We start from the raw sequence: 17,606 nt of genomic DNA, 5'->3' as shown, positions 1-17,606 counted from the left end.
TGGGCCGGGGGCTGGGGCGCGCCGCCGGGGGCGGGGCCGGGGGCGGTCCCCGCCGCGGAGCGCACGACGGGTGCCGAGCCGACGGGCTGGACGAGGGACACCCCGCCGGCCGGGACGGGCACGGCGGGCTGCACGCCGGGCGGGCCGGGGACGGGCGGGCCGGTGACCGGGAGCCCGGTGGCGGCCGGGTCGATCGGTGTCCCGACGGGAGCCGTGGTCGGGTCGGCGCCGGCCGACGGCGTCCCGGCGGGGGTCTCGGCGGGGGTCTCGGCGGGCGTTCCGGACACCTCGGCGTCCGGAACCGTCGTGTCGGCGCGGCTCGTTCCGGGGGCGCCGAGCGACTCGACCGGGTCGGCACCGCCGTCGCCCCGGCCGAGGACCAGCGGCAGGCCCATCAGCACCACGCCCACGGCGGCGGCCGCGACCGCCGGGCGGGGCAGGCCGCGCAGGCGACCGGTCCGCTCCTCGGCGGCCGGTGCGGCGGCGGGCCCGAGGGCTTCGGGGCCGGCTGCGGCGACCGCGCGGGCGGGGGCGGCCGGGGCGAGGCCGCGTGCCGCGCGGGCGGGGGCCTGGAGGAAGGCCCGCCGCAGCGCGTTCAGCCTGGCGGCACCGAGGGCCCCGGTCCGGCCGGCCGCCGACTCGGCTCCGGCCGCGGGCTCGGGGGCACCCGGCTCGGGGGCACCCGGCTCGGCGGCGGTCGCGGACACCGGCCCGGCGGCGGTCGCCGGGCCGAAGCCCGCCGCGCCGAACCCGGCGGGCCCGGCCGCGACGGGCTCCGCCCCCGCGCCGACCGGAGCGGACGGGAAGCGGGTGCGCGGCGCGGACGCCGCCGGGCCCGGCCCGGTGACGGCGGCAGGCTCCGCCGCGTCCGCCTCGTCGCCCTCCTCCATCAACCAGGCGACCGCCGGCAGCTGGTACCCGGTCGATTCGCCGCCGCTCGCGTTCTGGCCCGTGCCCACCACAGCTCCCTGGATCCGTCGAGGTTTCCGCTTCCACGGGGCGTCCGACGACGTGCCGACGGTTCGACCCGCACACAGCACGGACGGACCCCGGTCCGGGGTTCACCGTCGCGGCCGGATCCTTCGGACGGCGGGCGCCGGCCACCGCCCCCGGACCACCCTCGGCGGTGAACCGACGGACGGGGACGGGGCGTTCACACTGTCGACCTTTTTCAGGTCCCGATTCCAGGTCCCGACCGAGGAGAGTCCATGTCCCCACACCGCGCCCGCCGGCGCACCGCCCTGCGAGCCGCCGTCGCCGTGTCCGCGCTGGCCGGACTGGGCGCCGCCTGGGCGGCACCGGCGGCCCTCGCCGCCGACCCGCGGCCCACCCCCGGCAGGGCCGCGCCCGACGCCACGGACTGGCTGACGTTCGCGGGCGGCCGCCTGGTCTACGGCCAGGACGCCCAGGGAAACCGGATCCCCGACTTCAGCTACGCCGGCTACCGCAACGGCACCCGGCCGCTGCCGACCGCCAGGGTCGCCGTCACCCTGGACCCGGCCCCGAACGGCGACGACGGCGACCGCATCCAGCAGGCACTCGACAGGGTCGCCGCGCTGCCGCAGGGGTCGGACGGTCTGCGCGGGGCCGTGCTGCTGAACGCCGGAACGTACCGGGTCGGCAAGCCGCTGCGGATCAAGGCCTCCGGGGTGGTGCTGCGCGGCGCGGGCAGCGGCGCGGGCGGCACGAAGCTGGTGGCCTCCGGCCAGCCCCGTCCGCTGGTGGAGCTGTCCGGCGAGGGCGAGCCGCGCAGGAGCGGCGCCGAACACACCGTCACCGACGCCTACGTCCCGGTGGGTGGGACCACGCTGACCCTCGACTCGGCCGCCGGGCTCAAGGTCGGACAGGACATCGTCGTCCAGCGGCCCCAGGAGGACGCCTGGATCAGGGCGATCGGCATGGACCGCATCCCGCCGCGCCAGGACGGCACCCCGTCGAAGCCCTGGACCCCCAACGACGGGCTGCGGTTCCAGCGCACCGTCACCGCCGTCGACGGCAACCGGATCACCCTGGACGTCCCGCTGACCAACGCCCTGGAGAAGGAGTACACCCACGCCAAGGTGTGGGCGTACGACTTCCCCGGCCGGATCACCCAGGTCGGCGTCGAGGGCCTCAGCGCGGACGGTTCGGCCTTCGTCCGGACCCCGGGGTACGAGGAACACGGCTACTCCGCCTCCCGGTTCGTCCACTTCGCCGCCGTCCAGGACGCCTGGGCCCGGGACCTCGCCGCCGACCGCTTCGGCGCGGGCATCGGCTCGATCGGCGCCACCGCCTCCCGGGTCACCGTCACCGACACCTCAGCGACGGGCATGGAGCAGGCGATCCCCCAGCGCGCGCCCTTCGCCCAGCCCGGCGCCTACAGCATCGACGGTCAGCAGAGCCTGGTGGTCAACTGCAGGGTGAGCGGCAGCAACCTGCACGCCTGGCTGACCGGGGCCCGGGTCGCCGGGCCGAACGTGTTCTCGCACTGCACCTCGGACAACGTCGGCGGCTTCCGCCTGGACGCCGGGCCGCACCAGCGCTGGGCCACCGGCACCCTGTACGACGACATCACCATGCTCCACTCGCGGGGCCCCAACGACGACCTCGCCCTGACCAACCGTTCCAACGCGGGCTCCGGGCAGGGCTGGGCGGGTGCCAACCAGGTGATGTGGAACGCCGACGTCGGCTACTACGGCGTGGAGAACCCGCCCACCGCCCACAACTGGGCCTTCGGCACCCGCGGCACCCCGGTGGAGGGAAAGCAGAGCGGCGTGCTGGTCTCCACCGGCACCCCGGTGCGGCCCGGGAGCCTGTACGCCCAGCAGCTCGCGGAGCGCGGCGGCTCCGCCCCCGAGCCGGCCCCGACGACGGCCCCGACGACGGCCCCGGCCACCACTCCGGCGGCGGCCCCGAGCGGCAGTCCGACGGCCGGGCCGACCGCCGGTGCCAGGTCCGCGCCGCCGACCGCCCCGGCGACCACCGCCACCGGCACCGGTACCCCCACGCCCTCCGCCACCGGCAGCACCCCGGCGGCGGTCGCCGCGGGCGCCGCCACCGAGCCGCCCGGCAGCAGCCTGGCCGCGACCGGCTCCGGCGACCTGTCCACCGCGCTCACCGTCGCCGGCGGCACGCTGGTCGTGGGCGGGCTCGCAGTCGGCCTGGCCCGCGAGCGCCGCCGCGGCCGGCACACCGGCTGACCGGACTGACCCGGCCCCGGCGCCTCCTCGGCACGCTGCCGACGCGGCCGGGGCCGGGGCCGCACGCCGAGGCCCCGGCCCGGTGGACGGGTCGACGGGCCGCGGGCGGCGGTGCCCGTGGACCCGGCGCTCATCTCGTCAGTTCCTGGAAGACCAGGTCGGCCAGCCCCGCCCCGGCCGGACCGTCCTCGTCCTCGGCCGCGACGGCGGCGGGCGGGCCGCCGTGCTCCGGCCCGGGACCGCCGCGGGAGACGGGCTGGTCCGGGTCGAACGGATCGATCGGCCTGGGCTGCGGCCCGCTCGGCCCGGCTCCGGGGTCCGCGGCCGCCGGGCTCGGCGCGCTCACCGGGCTCGGCGTGTCGGGCGGCCTCGGTGTGGGCGTCGCGGTGACGTTGCTGGTGCTCGTACTGGACCGCTTCAGCGGCGGCGCGGGGGCGTTCGGACCGCCCGGCTGCGCCTCGTCGGTGCCGTCCGCCCGGTAGTGGGTGACCTTCTTGCCCTTCTCCACCCAGAGCACCTTGCCCGGGGGCTGGGTGACGGCCTGCTCGATCAGGCCCGGCTCGGAGGTGTTCCAGAGCAGGCCGTCGACCGCGACGGTCCGCACCTTGGCCGAGGCCGCGAAGGTCGACGCCAGGTCCTTCTGCGAGGCGAAGCAGCGGGCGAGCAGCACGTCGACGTGCTGCCGGCGCTGGGCGCCGACGCCCAGCGTGTTGACGTCGACGTGGGAGAAGCTGGCCCGCCGGCGGACGGAGCGGCCCAGCGCCTCGCCCTCCATCCGGACCGTCACGGAGTAGCTGCCCGGGGTGTGGCTGCCGACCTCCGTCAGGGCGGTGGGGCCCAGGCCGTGCCCCTCGTCGACGTACTGGCGCGCGTCCGGGTCCCAGTTGATCCCGACGCCCTTGAAGACGCCGACGGCGCCGAGCGTCCTGTCGTGGACCCGGCTGTTCGGCAGGCTCTCCCGGCCGGGCTTGTCGACGACCCCGATGTACGGCACGTCCATCGGGACGGCGTCGTCGAAGCCCCAGAACCTCCACTGGTCCTCGAGGTTCCAGGTGCTCCGGCCGACCTGCTCGGACGGGCGGCCTCCGACCGGCCGCGAGTAGATCGGGTAGGAGACCGTGGAGCGGTCCGGCAGCGGGATCCTCAGGGGCAGGACCGGTCCGTCCTGCCCGCCCACGCTGTGGGTGACGAAGAAGCCGCTCTCCCGGAACTTCCCGGTGTCGAAGTCCGACGGCGAGGTCCGGTGGTCGCGCGGCGGCAGGTCGTGGCCGTGCCGGGCCGTCACGGCCAGCGTGGTGGCGCCGTTCGGATCCCCGGGCAGCGGTTCCGTCCGCATCGGGTTGGCCTTGAAGTGCACCGTCCGGCCGGTCTCGGCGGCGATCCAGCGCGCCAGCTGCTCCATGTGCGGGCCCTCGGCGAGGTCGCCGTGCAGGCCGACCAGGCCGACCTCCCCGGACGGCGGGAAGCCGCTCTCCCCGAGGACGTGCCCGATCAGGCTCGCACCGTCCCGCCAGGGCAGGGTCACCGTCCCGCCGTCCTTCGAGGTGACGGTCAGTCCACCGCGCCGGTCGTCGACCACGACCACCGCGACCTGCTTCGGGGTCCCGTCGGGGAGGTTCTCGCGCATGGCGCGGGCCCACGGCACGTCCGCGTCGTCGTGCCGGGTGGTCAGCCCGGAGCGGCTCTGCTGGGTGTAGTCGAGGTACACCCGGTTCCCGTCGAGGTTCCGGAAGCCGTCGAGGTTCCGGACGCCGCCGGGCGTCGCCGCGTCCAGGTCGGCGAAGAGGAACCCGAGCCCGTCCCGGGTCGTCTCGACCTCGACCTCGACCTCGCCGCTGCGGTAGCCGCCCCGCCGCCCGCCGCCGTCGAGGCCGGCGCCCTCCCAGGTCCGGGCGTCGGGCTCCTTGACGTGGCCTTCCGCTACCAGCCTGCCGTCCCGGTAGCGCGCCACCCGCTCGTCCCGGAGCGCGATCCGCACCTCGACGCGGGTGCCCGCGTCCTTCAGTGCGGTGCTGAGCTCCTTGCCGAAGGCCTTGCGGGCCTTGTCGTCGATCGTGCCCTCCTCACCGGTGATCACCACGGCGAGGGCCGGGGTCCCCGGCCCGGCGCCGTTCGCCGAGAGGATCTCGACGGCCTTGGCCGGTGTCAGGGGCCCGCCCGTGTGGTCGACGATGCCGCCGCCCTGCGCGGTGAGCACGAGCAGCTTGGAGTCCGCGAGCCCCGGGAGCTTCTCCAGGTCCCGGACGAGTCCGTGGTCGGGGACCTCTCCGGGGATCAGCACCCCGGCCTCGGTGTACTGGGGCAGGCTCCCGTCGGTCCGCGCGCCGCCGATCAGATCGGTCCGCACCCGGGCGCCCAGCCGTGCCGAGGCGTGGTCGACCAGCTTCTGCCGCACGTCGTTCTCCAGCCGCTCACCGGTGAAGTGGAGGGTGACCGTCTCGTCCCGGCGCACGCCGAGCCGCTCCAGGGCCTCGGCGAACGCCTCCGGGGTCAGCTGCCGGACCTCGCCCCGGTCGGTGACGAACACCGGGCCGTGCGGGCCTGACTCCACGGTGACGACCCGCTCGTTGGGGACGTGCGGGGTCAGCAGCAGCGCCTCCCGGTAGGCGGCGGAGTCCACGCCGAGCTTCGGTCCGCGGATCACCGAGCTGTCGGGGCGGGTCGTCGGGATCACCGGCGCCGTCTCGCCGGGCCTCGGCGCCTCGGGCGCGGGCCCCGGGTCCGCGCCCGGGTCCGGCTCCGGCTCCGGGTAGAGCTCCTTCTTCCGGCTCTTCTCCAGCGCACTCGTGATCGAGTCGTCGACGTCCTCCGGCTTGCGCCCCTGGAACAGGTCACCCACCGAGGCGCCCGGGTACTTGGCCGCCTCCGCCTTGCGGTGCGCCTCCACCGCGGCGGTGTGGGCCTTGTCGGCGGCGAGGAACACGTCGCCGAACCTCGCGTCGTCCCCCAGGACGTCCAGCAGTGCCCGGTGGCGCCGCCCGAGATCGCCGAAGGGGTCGAAGAACAGCTCGCCGGAGTCGTGCTTCATGCCGGGCGGGGCGACGCCCTCCCCGGCCTTGGCCATCCGCCGCACCTGGTCGAACACCAGCAGCTGGCGCAGGTCGTGGCGGATGGCCCCGATGACCGCCGGCGTCAGGGTCCCGGCGGTCAGCCTGGGAATCCCGGCGGCGTTCCGGCTGAGGTCGGCGAGCTTGCGCAGGGTTTCGCCGAGGCCCTGGTCCGGCTCGCCCGCGTGGTGCCCGTCGAGGTAGTCGCCGAGCGTCCGCGGAGCGGGGACGGCGCCCGCGGCCCCGGTCAGCAGAGCCACCCGGGTCAGCTGGCGCGACAGCAGCGCCCGGTTCCCGGTGACCAGTTCCGCGAGGGAGTTCCGGTCGTTACCGGCCTCGGCGGACAGAACCAGGCCCACCGCGTAGCCGCTGAGCGTACGGCTGCCGAGCAGGTCCCGGGGAGCGTGGTCCTCCGCGTACTTCCGCAGGGCCTTCACCAGCTCGACCGCCTCCTGCGGGCGGGCCCGGAGCGGTTCCCTCAGCGCCGCGCCGATCGCGTCGACCAGGTCCTCGGCGGAGGTCTTCCCCGGTGCGTCCCAGAGGCCTGCGAGGTCGTTCGCCGCCTTCTGCTGGCGGATCTCCAGCTGTTCGTCCTCCAGCCGGTGGCGGGCCGTGCCGGGCACCTGTCCGGGCGGTGGCAGCTCCTGCAGCCCGGCCTGGAGCTTCTGCCCCTCCGTCAGGGCCTTCGTCACGTGGTCGGCCGCGTCGATCCAGTCCGCCACCTGCCGCATCTTGTGGTCGGCCTTGGTGATCCACCGGCCCAGCTTCACCGTCCCGGCGGTGGGTTGGTCGGCGACCCCGTGGTCCTTCAGGAACGCCTTCAGCTCCGTGACCCGGTCGTCCAGGCTCCTGGTCGCGGCGACGTTCGGGTCCAGCATCGGGTGGCCGGTGCGCCGGTCCGCCCGCTGGACGTACTGCTCCCAGGTGGCGACGTGCCCGGCCCACTCGGCGCGCAGGCCGGCAACCTTCGCCAGGTGCGCCCCGACCTCGGCCTGGTCCTTCAACTCCTGCTTGGGGTACGGGTTCTCGTGGGCCTTCCAGGTCCGGACGGCTCCTGCCGGAAGCCCTCCGGCGGGAGCCGAGGGTCCACCCCCGGAGCGGTTGTGGTGCTCCTCCCCGCCGAAGTGCCGCAGCGAGGCCCCCACCGCCTGCCGGAGCGCGTCGGACAGCGCCTCCCGGTCCGCGCGCACCACGTTCGCCTCGCTGAGCGAGTACGCGGAGGTGACCTTCCCCTCCTTGCCGGCCCCGGCCGCCAGGCTCAGGCCGACCGCGACCGAGCGGTCCACCAGGACCGAGGAGATCGCCGAACGGCCCGGGTCACCACCGGTGAGGCCGGTCGCGACGCGCACCGCGGTGTCCTCGCTGCCGATGACCAGCAGCGCGTGCTCGTCCCCGGTGTGCAGTTCCAGGGCACCGCCGTCGCGCAGACCGAGCGGCGGGGTGTCCCCGGAGGACACCACGTAGAGCCGCACGAAGCCCTGGCCGCCGATCGACGTCTCCTCGACGTCGCCGCGGTGGACCAGGTTGCCGTCGGCGTCCCTGGAGGAGGGCAGGAACGGCGTCAGGTACGAGGCGCCGTCCTTCCACAGCTCCGGGTTCGGCGACGGGTCGTCGCCGCTCTCCCAGACCGTGTCGAGGGACATGAAGGACGCCTCGGAGCCGGTGTCCGACTCGGAGTCCGACTCCCGCAGCGCGGTCAGACCGCCCGACGCCTCGTCCAGGCTCGTGAGCCGGTCCGCCAGGATCCGCTGCGAGGGCCGCAGCTCCGGCGACCCCTCGGGCGAAGCGGTCTGGACGGGCCCCTCCGCGGTGACGTGGAAGGGGTCGTGACCGCCGGTCGACAGACGCGGCCGCAGCCGCCGGTCGTCCATGGACTGGCTGGGGCTGGGGCCGGAGTGCTTCAGCCGGCGGTACCGGCTCGACGTGCTGGGGCCGGGCGCCGGCCGCGGCCCGTCACCGCCCGGCCGGCCCTTCCCACCCGCCGTGCCGGCCGCTGTGCCACCCGCCTTGTCGCCCGGGCCGCGCGGGCCGTCGGCCGTCCCGGGGTGGGGCTCGGGCACGATCGGCCTCGGTTCGCCGCGCGGCACCCGCGCGGCCCGCGACCACCGGTCCGCGGGCGGCGCCGCCTGCTCGGGGTGCCCGGGCTGCCCGTCGTGCCCCGGCTGCTGGTGGTGCTCCGGCGCAGCCTCGGCCTTCGGGGCCGGGTGCTTCGGCGTGGCGAGGCCGTCGGGGTTCTCCTCGCTGAAGGTGAGGTAGTGGTCGCTCATCACCTCGGCGTCGACGGTCTCCCGCTCGGGGATGTCGACGGTGATCGGGATGACGCCCTTCTCCACCATCTCCTGGTCGCCCTTGAAGAAGACGACCTCGACCTCGGCGAAGCCGTCGTAGCGCGCCATCGGCGTGTTGAACTTCGCGTGCGAGACCACCTGGCCGGTGTTGCCCAGCGACAGGCCGTCGCGGTTGCGGTGCGAGCCGCCGACGATGCCCTGGAAGGTGCCCTCGACCGGGCCCAGGTCGGTCTTGACCCCGCCCTGGACCTGCCCGCCCCACATCGACCAGTCGAGCCTGGTCCTGGTGGCGCTGGTCGAGGTCGCGTTGGAGGGGCTGAGCTCGACCTTGCCGTCCGTGCGGTCGTACTCCAGTTGCAGGACCTTCAGGTTCACCTTCACGCCGCCGTCCGACACCAGCGGCCGCCGGCCGGGCGACGGCGTGGTGATCTCCTCGCCCCGGGTCGCCGTGCCGAAGTGGCTGGACAGCCGGGCGTGGTCGGTGGTGTTGCGGGCCAGGCTCTCCATCCGGTCCCAGGTGCGGGAGCCGAAGAACTCGCGTCCTCGCAGCCGCAGGATGTCCTGCACACCGGAGGAGTCGCCGAGCCAGCGCATGACGTCGATGTCGCGCAGGCCCTCGTTCCAGACCCGCGCCGGCGGCGCCTTGACCACCGTCTCCACCGCGGGCTCGCCGGGAGCCGGGCCGCCGGCCTGCCCGGTGCGGTGCTCCGGTGCCTCGAACGCCGCTGGCTTCGGCCCCTTGGCCGGACGCCCCTCCCCCGCCTCGACGGCGACCTCGAAGCCGATCTTCGCCGTGTCGACGGTGTGGACGGTGGTGCCGAGCTTCCGCAGCTCCCGCCAGGCCTGCCCGGCGGCCGACCTGACGTGCTCGAAGGCCGTCCCGGGCGCCTGGTTCCGGCCCGGCGCGACCAGCCGGTTCGGGTCCCCGAGGGAGATCAGCGGCCGCCGCTCCATCCGGAAGTAGAGCGTCGCCTCGCCGGTGTGGACGCTGCCGGGGAGCTTGGCCTTGGTCGCCGCGCCCGCGGTGGTCCGCTGCGCCTGGACGTCGAACCGGTCGTGGCCCCAGGAGTGGCTCACCTGACCACCCGCGGTGACGGCCGGGCCGACCGGCAGCGGGTTGCTGGTGCCCTGGACCGAGACGGTGACGGTGCTGCCGCGGCCGGCGCCGTAGCTGGTGACGCCGTCGGAGCTCGCGAAGGTGCGCTGCACCTGGGTGCCGGTGTTGAACTCGGTCTGCGAGGTCTCGCCGGTGTGCTCCAGCCGGGAGACCCCGGCGGTGATCCGGACGGTGCTGCGGCCGTGCTTCACCACGATCTCGTGGCCGGACATCATCGACTTCAGCTGCGGCTGGAGCCTGGTGACGTCGAGTTCGGCGAGGATCCTCTCCTTCGTCCCGGCCCAGTCCGAGCCGAGCGCCGTGGATCCCCGCCGGTCGATCCGGTCGACGGCGCTCTCGCCGACGGACCGGTGGTCCCACCCCACCGGGCGAGGACCACCGCCGTCACGCGGGCGCAGCGGGTACACGTCGGTGACGACGTCCGAGGAGCCCAGCCGGTGGGTCCGCTCGACGCGGGCGGGCGGGTCGAGCGGCTTCGCGAGGGCCGCGGCCTCGGTGGAGCCGTGCGGCGGGGCGTCGCGCAGCGGGACGGCCACGGTGATGTCGACCGGCACGTGGACGTCCGGCGCGGTGACCTTCTGGCCGAGCCTCCTGGCCTCGACGTGGACGGTGAAGTCGGCGGTGCCGCTGAACAGTCCGGCCGGTTCGACGGTCTTGCCCTTGCTGACGGTGGCGCCGGTGGTGTCCACCGTGGAGCCGTGGGCGTAGTCGTTGCGGCGGGCGAGGTTGAGGCCGAGGTCGACGTACGGCAGCTTGAAGCGGGTGGGCAGGGAGAACACGTCGCGCACGCGCCGGTCCTTGCTGACGCCCGAGGAGACCCGGGTCTGGGTGCCCAGCTCGAACTCGAACTTCTCGACGGTGTCGGTGTGCCGGAAGTCCTTGTCGAGGCCGGCCTCGACCGTGACGGTGGTGTCCCAGCCGTTGATCGTGACGTGCTCGGTGATCTTCCCGCCGCGGCTGAGCTTGGACAGCTGCGGCTTCAGCGCGAACGGGTCGAACCGGTTCTTCATCTTCATCAGCACGTCGTCGGGCACCGAGCCGAACTCGCGCCCGAGGGTGTCCTCGATGCCCTTGAGCACCTCGACGTCGCCGCGGCCGAGGCTGTGCACCACGTCGGAGGCGCTGAGCGCCCCGCGGTCGGTGATCCGGTGCGGCGGGTCGTGCCGCTCGGCGGGGCCCCGGTGGGTGACCGGGGTGCCGGTGCCGGGCCCGGTGAAGTGGGCCCGGCCGTCGGCGCCGACGGTGTACCGGCCGGTCTCCCCGGCGTCCAGGCTGACCTCGGCCCGGATCGGGACGGTGACCTCGTGGTCCTCGCCGTCGACGGTCAGCCTCACCCGGACGGCGATCCCGGCGTCGTAGATCTCCTGCGGGCGGGCGTACTTGCCGTTGGCGTACACCTTCTGCGAGTTGCCGTCGCGCCAGCCGTCGCGGTCGCGGACCTGGCGCGCGTAGCCGCCGCTGATCTCGGCGGTGTTCCTCCCGCCGAGGCCGACGCTCCCGCCGCCCGCGCCCTGGACGGACCTGGTGTCGGAGATCAGGCGGCGGCCGGCCGTGAAGGAGGTGGTCTCGTCGACCGGGTTGAGCTCCGCCTTGGCGTTGGAGCGCTTGTGGTCCAGCTCCGTGACGTGGGCGGTGGCCGAGACCTTGACGCCGTGCTCCAGCAGGGTGGCGGCCAGCCGCTCGGGGGCCTCCAGCGGGACACCGCGGGTCATCGAGGTCAGGTGCGAGGCGACCATCGGATGGCTGAAGAGCTGCCGGATCCCGTCCCTGACGTCCTTCCAGGAGCCGCCGAGCACCCGCCGGCCCAGCTCGTCGACGCCCTGGTGCAGCGGTTGCACGGTGGGCAGGTCGCGCACGGTGGTGGTGTCGCTGAAGCCGCCGCCGGTCCGGTCGGGGCGCTGCCAGACGCCGTCCGGCGGGCTGGGGACCTCGGTGCCGGGCTCGAAGGTCTTCGGCGTGCCCGGGCCGGGCGCCTCGGTGGCGACGAAGAGGGTCGGGTCGCCGGTGCCCTCCTGCTTGACCGGGCGGGTCTCGCTCTGCTCGATCAGGGCCCGGAAGTCGATCGCGGTCCTCGCGGTGTCGGTGGCCGTCCCGAGCGGCGACCTCCGTTCGAAGGAGAGGGTGAGCTCGCCGCGCCCCTCGTAGACGACGCCCGGGCCCTTGGTCTTGGTGGTGAGCAGGGTCTCCTGGCTGCTGCCGGAGATCCGCACCTTGTCCCGGACGAGCTGGAGGCCACCGCCGCCGGAGCCGGTCGACGTGTCGACCGCGCTGCCGGAGAGAACGCCGGGCAGCGGGAGTTGGAGGCCGTCGCTGCCGGTGTCCTGCACGCTGCGGACGCGCTGCACGCCGGTGCCGACGTTGAACTCGGTCTGCGCGGTCCCGCCGACCTGCCGCATGGCCTTGACGGAGGCGGTGATCTCGACCGAGCCGGTCACCAGGCCGGTGTCGTCGACGACCTCGATCCGGGTCGGCTCGCCGGACATCATGCTCTTGAGGTCCTGCTGGAGCCGGGTCAGGTCGAGCTCGGCGGTCATCTTCTCGCGCAGCTTCGGCCAGATGCCGCCGAGCACACCCTCGGCCGTGTCCTCGACGCCGTCGAGGATCTCCTGCACCGGCCGCTCGGAGTCGGGCCGGCCGTGCCGGTGGGTGGAGACGTCGAGGACGATGTCGGAGCCGCCGAGCCGGTGGCCGTCCACGACGCGCTGCGGCGGGGCGAAGAGCTTCTCCTGGTCCAGCGGCACCGGGGCGCCGTGGGAGTCCAGGGTGTCGCGGACGGGGATGCCGACGGTGACGCCGATGTCGAGCCGCCGGACCCGTTCCCCGCCCCCGGGGGCGACGGGCCGCCCGTGGTGGCCGAGTTCGGTGAAGTCCAGGACCAGGCGCAGCTTTCCGGCGAACAGGGCACCGGGCTCGACGGTCTTGCCGCGGGCGATGGAGCGGCCGGCCTCGGCCGACAGGTTGCCGTGCAGTTCGTCGTGCTGGTAGCCGACGGTCTCGGTGAGGTCGGCCCTGCCCACCTTGAGCTTGGCCTGCACTCCGGCGTTGAAGCGCTTCAGGCCGTCGTCCTGGAGGCCGATCGAGGCGTGCCGGTCGGAGCCGTTCTCGAACTCGACGCCGGGGGCGGTCTCCTGGTGGTGCAGGTCCTCGACGGCGGCCCGGACGGTGATCTTCCCGGACCAGCCGTCGGTCTCGAACCTCGCCTCCCAGACGTCGCCGCGGGAGAGCGCGGCCAGCCGGGGGCGCAGGGTGGCGGGGTCGAAGAAGTCCTTCGCCATCGTCCGCGCGGCGGGCAGGTCGTCCTTGAACCTGCCCTCGAAGAGCTCGGTGATGTGCTGGAGGACGGTCGTGTCGTCCTGGTGCAGGCCGACCACGAGGTCGGAGGCGGACAGCCGCCGGTGGTCGGTGATCCGGGCGGGCGGCAGGCGCAGTTCGTCCGGGCCGAGCGGCTTCTTCGGCGTGAACGCCGGATCCTGCGGGTGCGGGCCGCCGGACTCCGTGGAGGAGACGGACACGGCGAGGACGGACGCCGGCGGGGAGGGCGTCGCGGGGTGGAGCAGCGGGTCGTGCTCCGCCTCGGTGATGACGATGCTCGGCGCCTCCGACCGGTGCGGCGCCGAAGTCGCGGGCCCTGGTTCGGGTTCGGGATTCGGCGCGGACGTCGGCTCGGGCCCCGCCTCGGGTCGCGTCTCGGACGTCGAATCGGACGTCGAATCGGACGTCGAATCGGACGTCGACTCCGGCTTCGGCGGCTCCGCCGACGGGCCGGGCCGGTCGTGGCCGCTGACGGTGGGCACGCTGTGCGGGGCGGGCGGGAGCACCGGGCCGTCGTGCCCGGTCGGGTGCTTCGGGGGCGCGGTGCTCACCGACGGCGCCGCCGCGGGCGGGCGGCTGGCGTCGTAGTGGTCGGCGCCGTTGTAGTAGACCGTCACCCGGTGGCCGTCCCGGGGGCCGTACCGCAGGTACTCGGTGTGGCCGCCGAGGCCGTCCGGGCCGAGGATGCGCAGGCGCAGGCCGAGGGCGTCGGCCAGCAGCGGCGGGAAGGTCTCGCCGAGCCCCTGCCACCAGGAGTGCTCCCAGTTCTCGACGGCGTCCCGGAGGCCGGCGAACTCCTCGGGCGTGAGCGGCGTGTCCGAGACGGTCCGGTGCCAGACCTGGAGGTCGGCGAGCCGGTCGTCGGAGAGGTCGTGCAGCCCGATCTGTTCGGGGCGGCCGAGCAGGAACTCGAACTGCTCCCGGGGGCCGACGGAGGCGTCCGCGAAGTTCCAGCCCACCTCGTGCTCGACGGTGTCCCGGGCCTCGCCGCGGGCCACCCGCTCGTCGACGTACTGCCGGCGCAGCTCGTGCGGGTCGGTCGCGGGCTCCAGGCCGTGGTCGCGCAGGTACCGCTCGGCGGCCGCCTGCTCCCGCGGGTCCTTGAACTTCCACGTGACGCTCCGTTCGGCCTGCGCCCGGGCGGCGGCCGGGTCCCCGCCGGAGCCGGCGAGTTCGTGGGCGAGCGCGGTCACGTAGCGCTCGCGGAGCAGCGGGGCGGGGACGACCTCGTGGGTGGTGACGCCGCCGACGCCGAGGCCGAGCAGGCCGTCGAGCAGCTCGGGGCGGCTCTGCCCGGAGAGCCGCTCGCCGAGTTCCCGGGTGACGGTCTTGCGGTAGCCGCGGGTGACCTCCGGCGGCAGCTTCTCCGGGCCCTGCCGGAGCAGGTGCTCGCTCACCGCCCGCTTCATCGCCTCGGGCGTCGGGGGCAGGGGGCCGCGCGAGCCCGAACCGGTCGCGCCGTGCTCGGTCAGGACCCGGTGCACCGCGTCGGGCCGGCTGGTGGCGACGGAGGTGAGCAGGCAGAGGCCGTCCCCGTTCACGCGCACCCGCTCGCCGGGTGCCGGGAAGGCCTCGGTGACGGGCTCGGTGGGGTGGGGGGCGGGGTTCGAGGGGCCGTCCGTACCGGTGAAGGCCTCCGCCGGGGTCGGCCGGGCCGACCGCTCGTCCGGGTGCGGCGCGGCCGCGTTGAAGCCGCCTTCGCCGCGGACCGGCCGGTTCCGGGGGTCGAGGGTGATCGCCCAGACCCGGGTGACGTCCCGCGGGAGCGGGCGGTCACCCGGGGAGTGCAGTCCCTGCTGGGCGTCGACCCAGACCAGGCCCTCGCCGGGGACGTTCGCGAGGTTCCAGGCGTGGCCCCTGCCGCCCTCGGTCCAGGCGAAGACCATCGCCGCCGAGCCGGGGCCGCCCTCGGTGACCCGGCGGGCGACCTCGCTCAGGCCGGCGGTGCCGAGGCCGAGGTACTCGGCCGGGTGGCCGGTCCAGTTCTGGGCGTCGGTGACGGCGCCCAGGTGACGCTGCGACAGGGCGAGGGCCGTCCGCGGGTCGCCGTGGAAGGTGGCGTGGAAGGCCATCGCGGCCGCCACGCAGTTGACGTCCCCGAGCAGGCTGTCGCCGCCGTCCTCCGGGTTGACCAGCCGGACGAACTCCCTGGGGTGGGCGAACCTCCTCGGGCCGTCGGGGCCGGTCAGCGCCTGTTCCAGGGCGTGCCGGGCCGCCGGGTCGGGGGTGCCGTAGCCGCCGTCGGAGAACTCGTGCAGGAAGCCGTCCAGCGGGCGCGGCGGGCGCGGGGCGTCGCCGTCCTGGTCGAAGGGCGGGCGGCCGTCGAGGGACCGCTCCTGGTCGGGCCGGGGACGCTTGGCGGCCGGTTCCGGGCCGGCCGGGGTGTTCGGGCTGTTCCGGGCGTCCTGACCGGAGCCGTCGTGGTCGCTCTCGCTCCCGTACTCGTTCTCGTACTCGTCGCGGCGGCGGGACGGCGGCCGCGGGGTGTGGTCGTCCTGCTGCCGGGCGGGCGGGGTGCCGTGCTCGGGGTCCGGACGGCCGGTCGGGCTTCCGGTGGCGACGGCGTGGCGGGTACGCCCGGTCTCCCCCGCGCCGCCGGCGCCGCCCCCGCCGACGGTGCCCCCGCCGACGGTCCGGCCCGGCCGGGCGGGGCTCACCGGCTCGTCGACGAGGGTGGTGCCGCTCCAGCCGGATCCGGTCCGGACGGGCGCGGGCCGTCCCGGGGCGGGTTTGCCGCCCTCGGTCGGGACGGGCGCCGCACGCTCGGTCCTGCCGCCGCCGGAGGTCTCCGCCTTCCCGGGGCCCGTCGCGACGTCGTGCCTGCCGGGGGCGCCGCCGCCGCTCGACGTGGTCGGCACCGGCTTGGGCGTCGGGTCGGCGAACAGGGTCTCCAGGTCCGCCTGGCCGAAGGCCTTGGCGAACAGCGCCGCGTACTCGACGTCCGGCGCCTCGCCCGTCCCGCGCGAGTGGCCGAGCACGTGACCGGCTGTCACCTCCTCGTGGTTCGGTCCGAGTCGGGGCACCGGGAAGGGCGCCGGGTGGCCGGCGAGGTTGCTGGCCAGCGACAGCAGGTTCATCGGGTGCAGGGGCGGGAAGTAGGCGCCCGCGCCGGCCGCGATCTCCCTGAACTGGATCTTCTGGACGTACGCGGTCCAGGCCTGCCCGACGCCGAGCCTGTGGAATCCGGCGTGCAGGCCCTTGCCGAGCAGTCCCATGGCCATGCCCCCGCCGAAGGTGGCGGCGCTGGTCGTGAACTGGTGCTTGTCGTCGAAGATGAGGTTGTAGAAGCCCTCGGCGAGGTTGCCCTGCGCGCCCTCCGTCAGCTGGGAGCCGATCGCGAAGCCCAGGCGGTAGAGCTTGTCGCCCTCGCCCATGGCGGCGGCCAGCCTGGGCAGGTGCTCGGCGAGCGCGGAGACGCCGTGCTCCCCGATCCCCGACCCGCCGTGTTCCAGGACGGAACGCAGCACGGCCCCGAGCGACTCGTTGCCGGCGCCGTGCTTGGTCCAGCCGGCGGCGAAGGCCTCGGCGTACTCCTGGCCGAGCTTCCGCGCCGCGCCCGTGCCCAGCTGTTCCCCGAGGTGCTTCTCGAAGCTGCCCGCGAGGTTCTCGGTGAAGCGCTCGGCGACGCTCCCGGCGCCCGCCTTGCCGAAGCCCTGCTTCAGCCAGGGTTCGACGTTCTGCAGGTGCTTGCCGAGCGACCGGGAGAAGGCCTCGGCCTGTTCCCCGGTCAGCAGCTTGGCGCCCGCCCCCGCGCCGCGCCCGCCGAGGTCGGAGAGCGCCGAACCACCGGCCTTGCCGAGGTTCCTGGCCCCCGCCTTCTCCAGGTCGCCCAGCGCCGAGCCGCCGGCCTGCTTGGTGACGGTGTCCAGGAGGTGCTTGAGCGCCTCCTTGTCGCCGCCCTTCAGGAGGGACGACAGTTCCTTGGAGAGCACCTTTCCGGCGTTCTTGCCGAGCAGGTTGCCGATCAGTTTGCCCAGGCCCATGCCGAGCAGGTTGATCGGGCCGGCCAGCGCACCGCCGATGGCGCCGTTGAGCACGTTCTCCTTGAACGAACCGAGGTCGAACTGCTTGCGGTCCCCGTGCGAGATCTGGATGCCCTGGATGACCGAGTCCAGGAGCATGCCGCTCACGATGCCCGTGAAGGTGTGCATCAGGATCGACTTGAGCAGGTACTTCAGCAGCATCCACAGCGCCTGCCGGGTGAAGAAGTACTTCAGCGTCAGGCCGGCGAAGCTCTCGCCGAAGGTGAAGGGCGCCCACAGGGTCGCCATGGTGATCTCGAACAGCAGCTGGACGAGCTGCGCGATCGCCATCACCTTGGTGTATTCGACCGAGTTGGCGACGTCGCCCGCGCAGTCGGCGAGTGCCTGGGCGGTGTCCGCCGCGCCCTTGACCAGGTCCTTCCCGCCGCCGACGCCGATGAACTCGTTCATCGCGGCGGAGAACGCTTCGGCGGCGTTCCCCTCGAACTCCTGCCGGGCCTTGATCGCGACGGTCGCGATCAGCTCGTGGAGCTTGGGTATCTCCTTCGCCAGCACCTCGTACGCGTCGCGGACGTCACGCAGTTCGCCTTCCATGACCTTGGGCCAGGGCATGCCCGACACCACGGTGAAGAACTCGGCGAAGCCATCGTCGATGACGATCGACGGGTACGGCACTGGAC

2 protein-coding genes and 1 pseudogene are annotated in these 17,606 nt (G+C 74.8%); 1 reads left to right on the top strand and 2 read right to left on the bottom strand.

Translation table 11 applies throughout. The features are described 5' to 3' along the window. Positions 1 to 959, bottom strand: a pseudogene (locus ABZ449_RS30960) (hypothetical protein); the annotation flags it as partial. Positions 960 to 1,208: 249 nt separating this feature from the next. Between ABZ449_RS30960 and ABZ449_RS30955 the strand changes: the two are divergent. After that, positions 1,209 to 3,179, top strand: coding sequence for a hypothetical protein (locus tag ABZ449_RS30955; protein ID WP_360352785.1), 1,971 nt, complete (start codon positions 1,209 to 1,211; stop codon positions 3,177 to 3,179). Between the two features lie 130 nt (positions 3,180 to 3,309). Here ABZ449_RS30955 and ABZ449_RS30950 read toward each other — a convergent pair whose 3' ends face one another. Then, positions 3,310 to 17,601 carry a toxin glutamine deamidase domain-containing protein gene (locus ABZ449_RS30950; protein ID WP_360352783.1) on the bottom strand — a complete coding sequence of 4,764 codons (14,292 nt, stop codon included), beginning with the start codon at positions 17,599 to 17,601 and terminating at the stop codon, positions 3,310 to 3,312. Between the last annotated feature and the right edge of the window lie 5 nt (positions 17,602 to 17,606).

The sequence above is a fragment of the Kitasatospora sp. NPDC005856 genome (assembly GCF_040629945.1).
In the GTDB taxonomy this organism is placed as follows: Bacteria; Actinomycetota; Actinomycetes; order Streptomycetales; family Streptomycetaceae; genus Kitasatospora.
This window is presented reverse-complemented; position numbering and strand designations above follow the sequence as displayed.

Excerpts from the sequence above, each read along its gene's own strand:
- ABZ449_RS30955 (WP_360352785.1), top strand. The coding sequence starts at position 1,209 with ATGTCCCCACACCGCGCCCGCCGGCGCACCGCCCTGCGAGCCGCCGTC.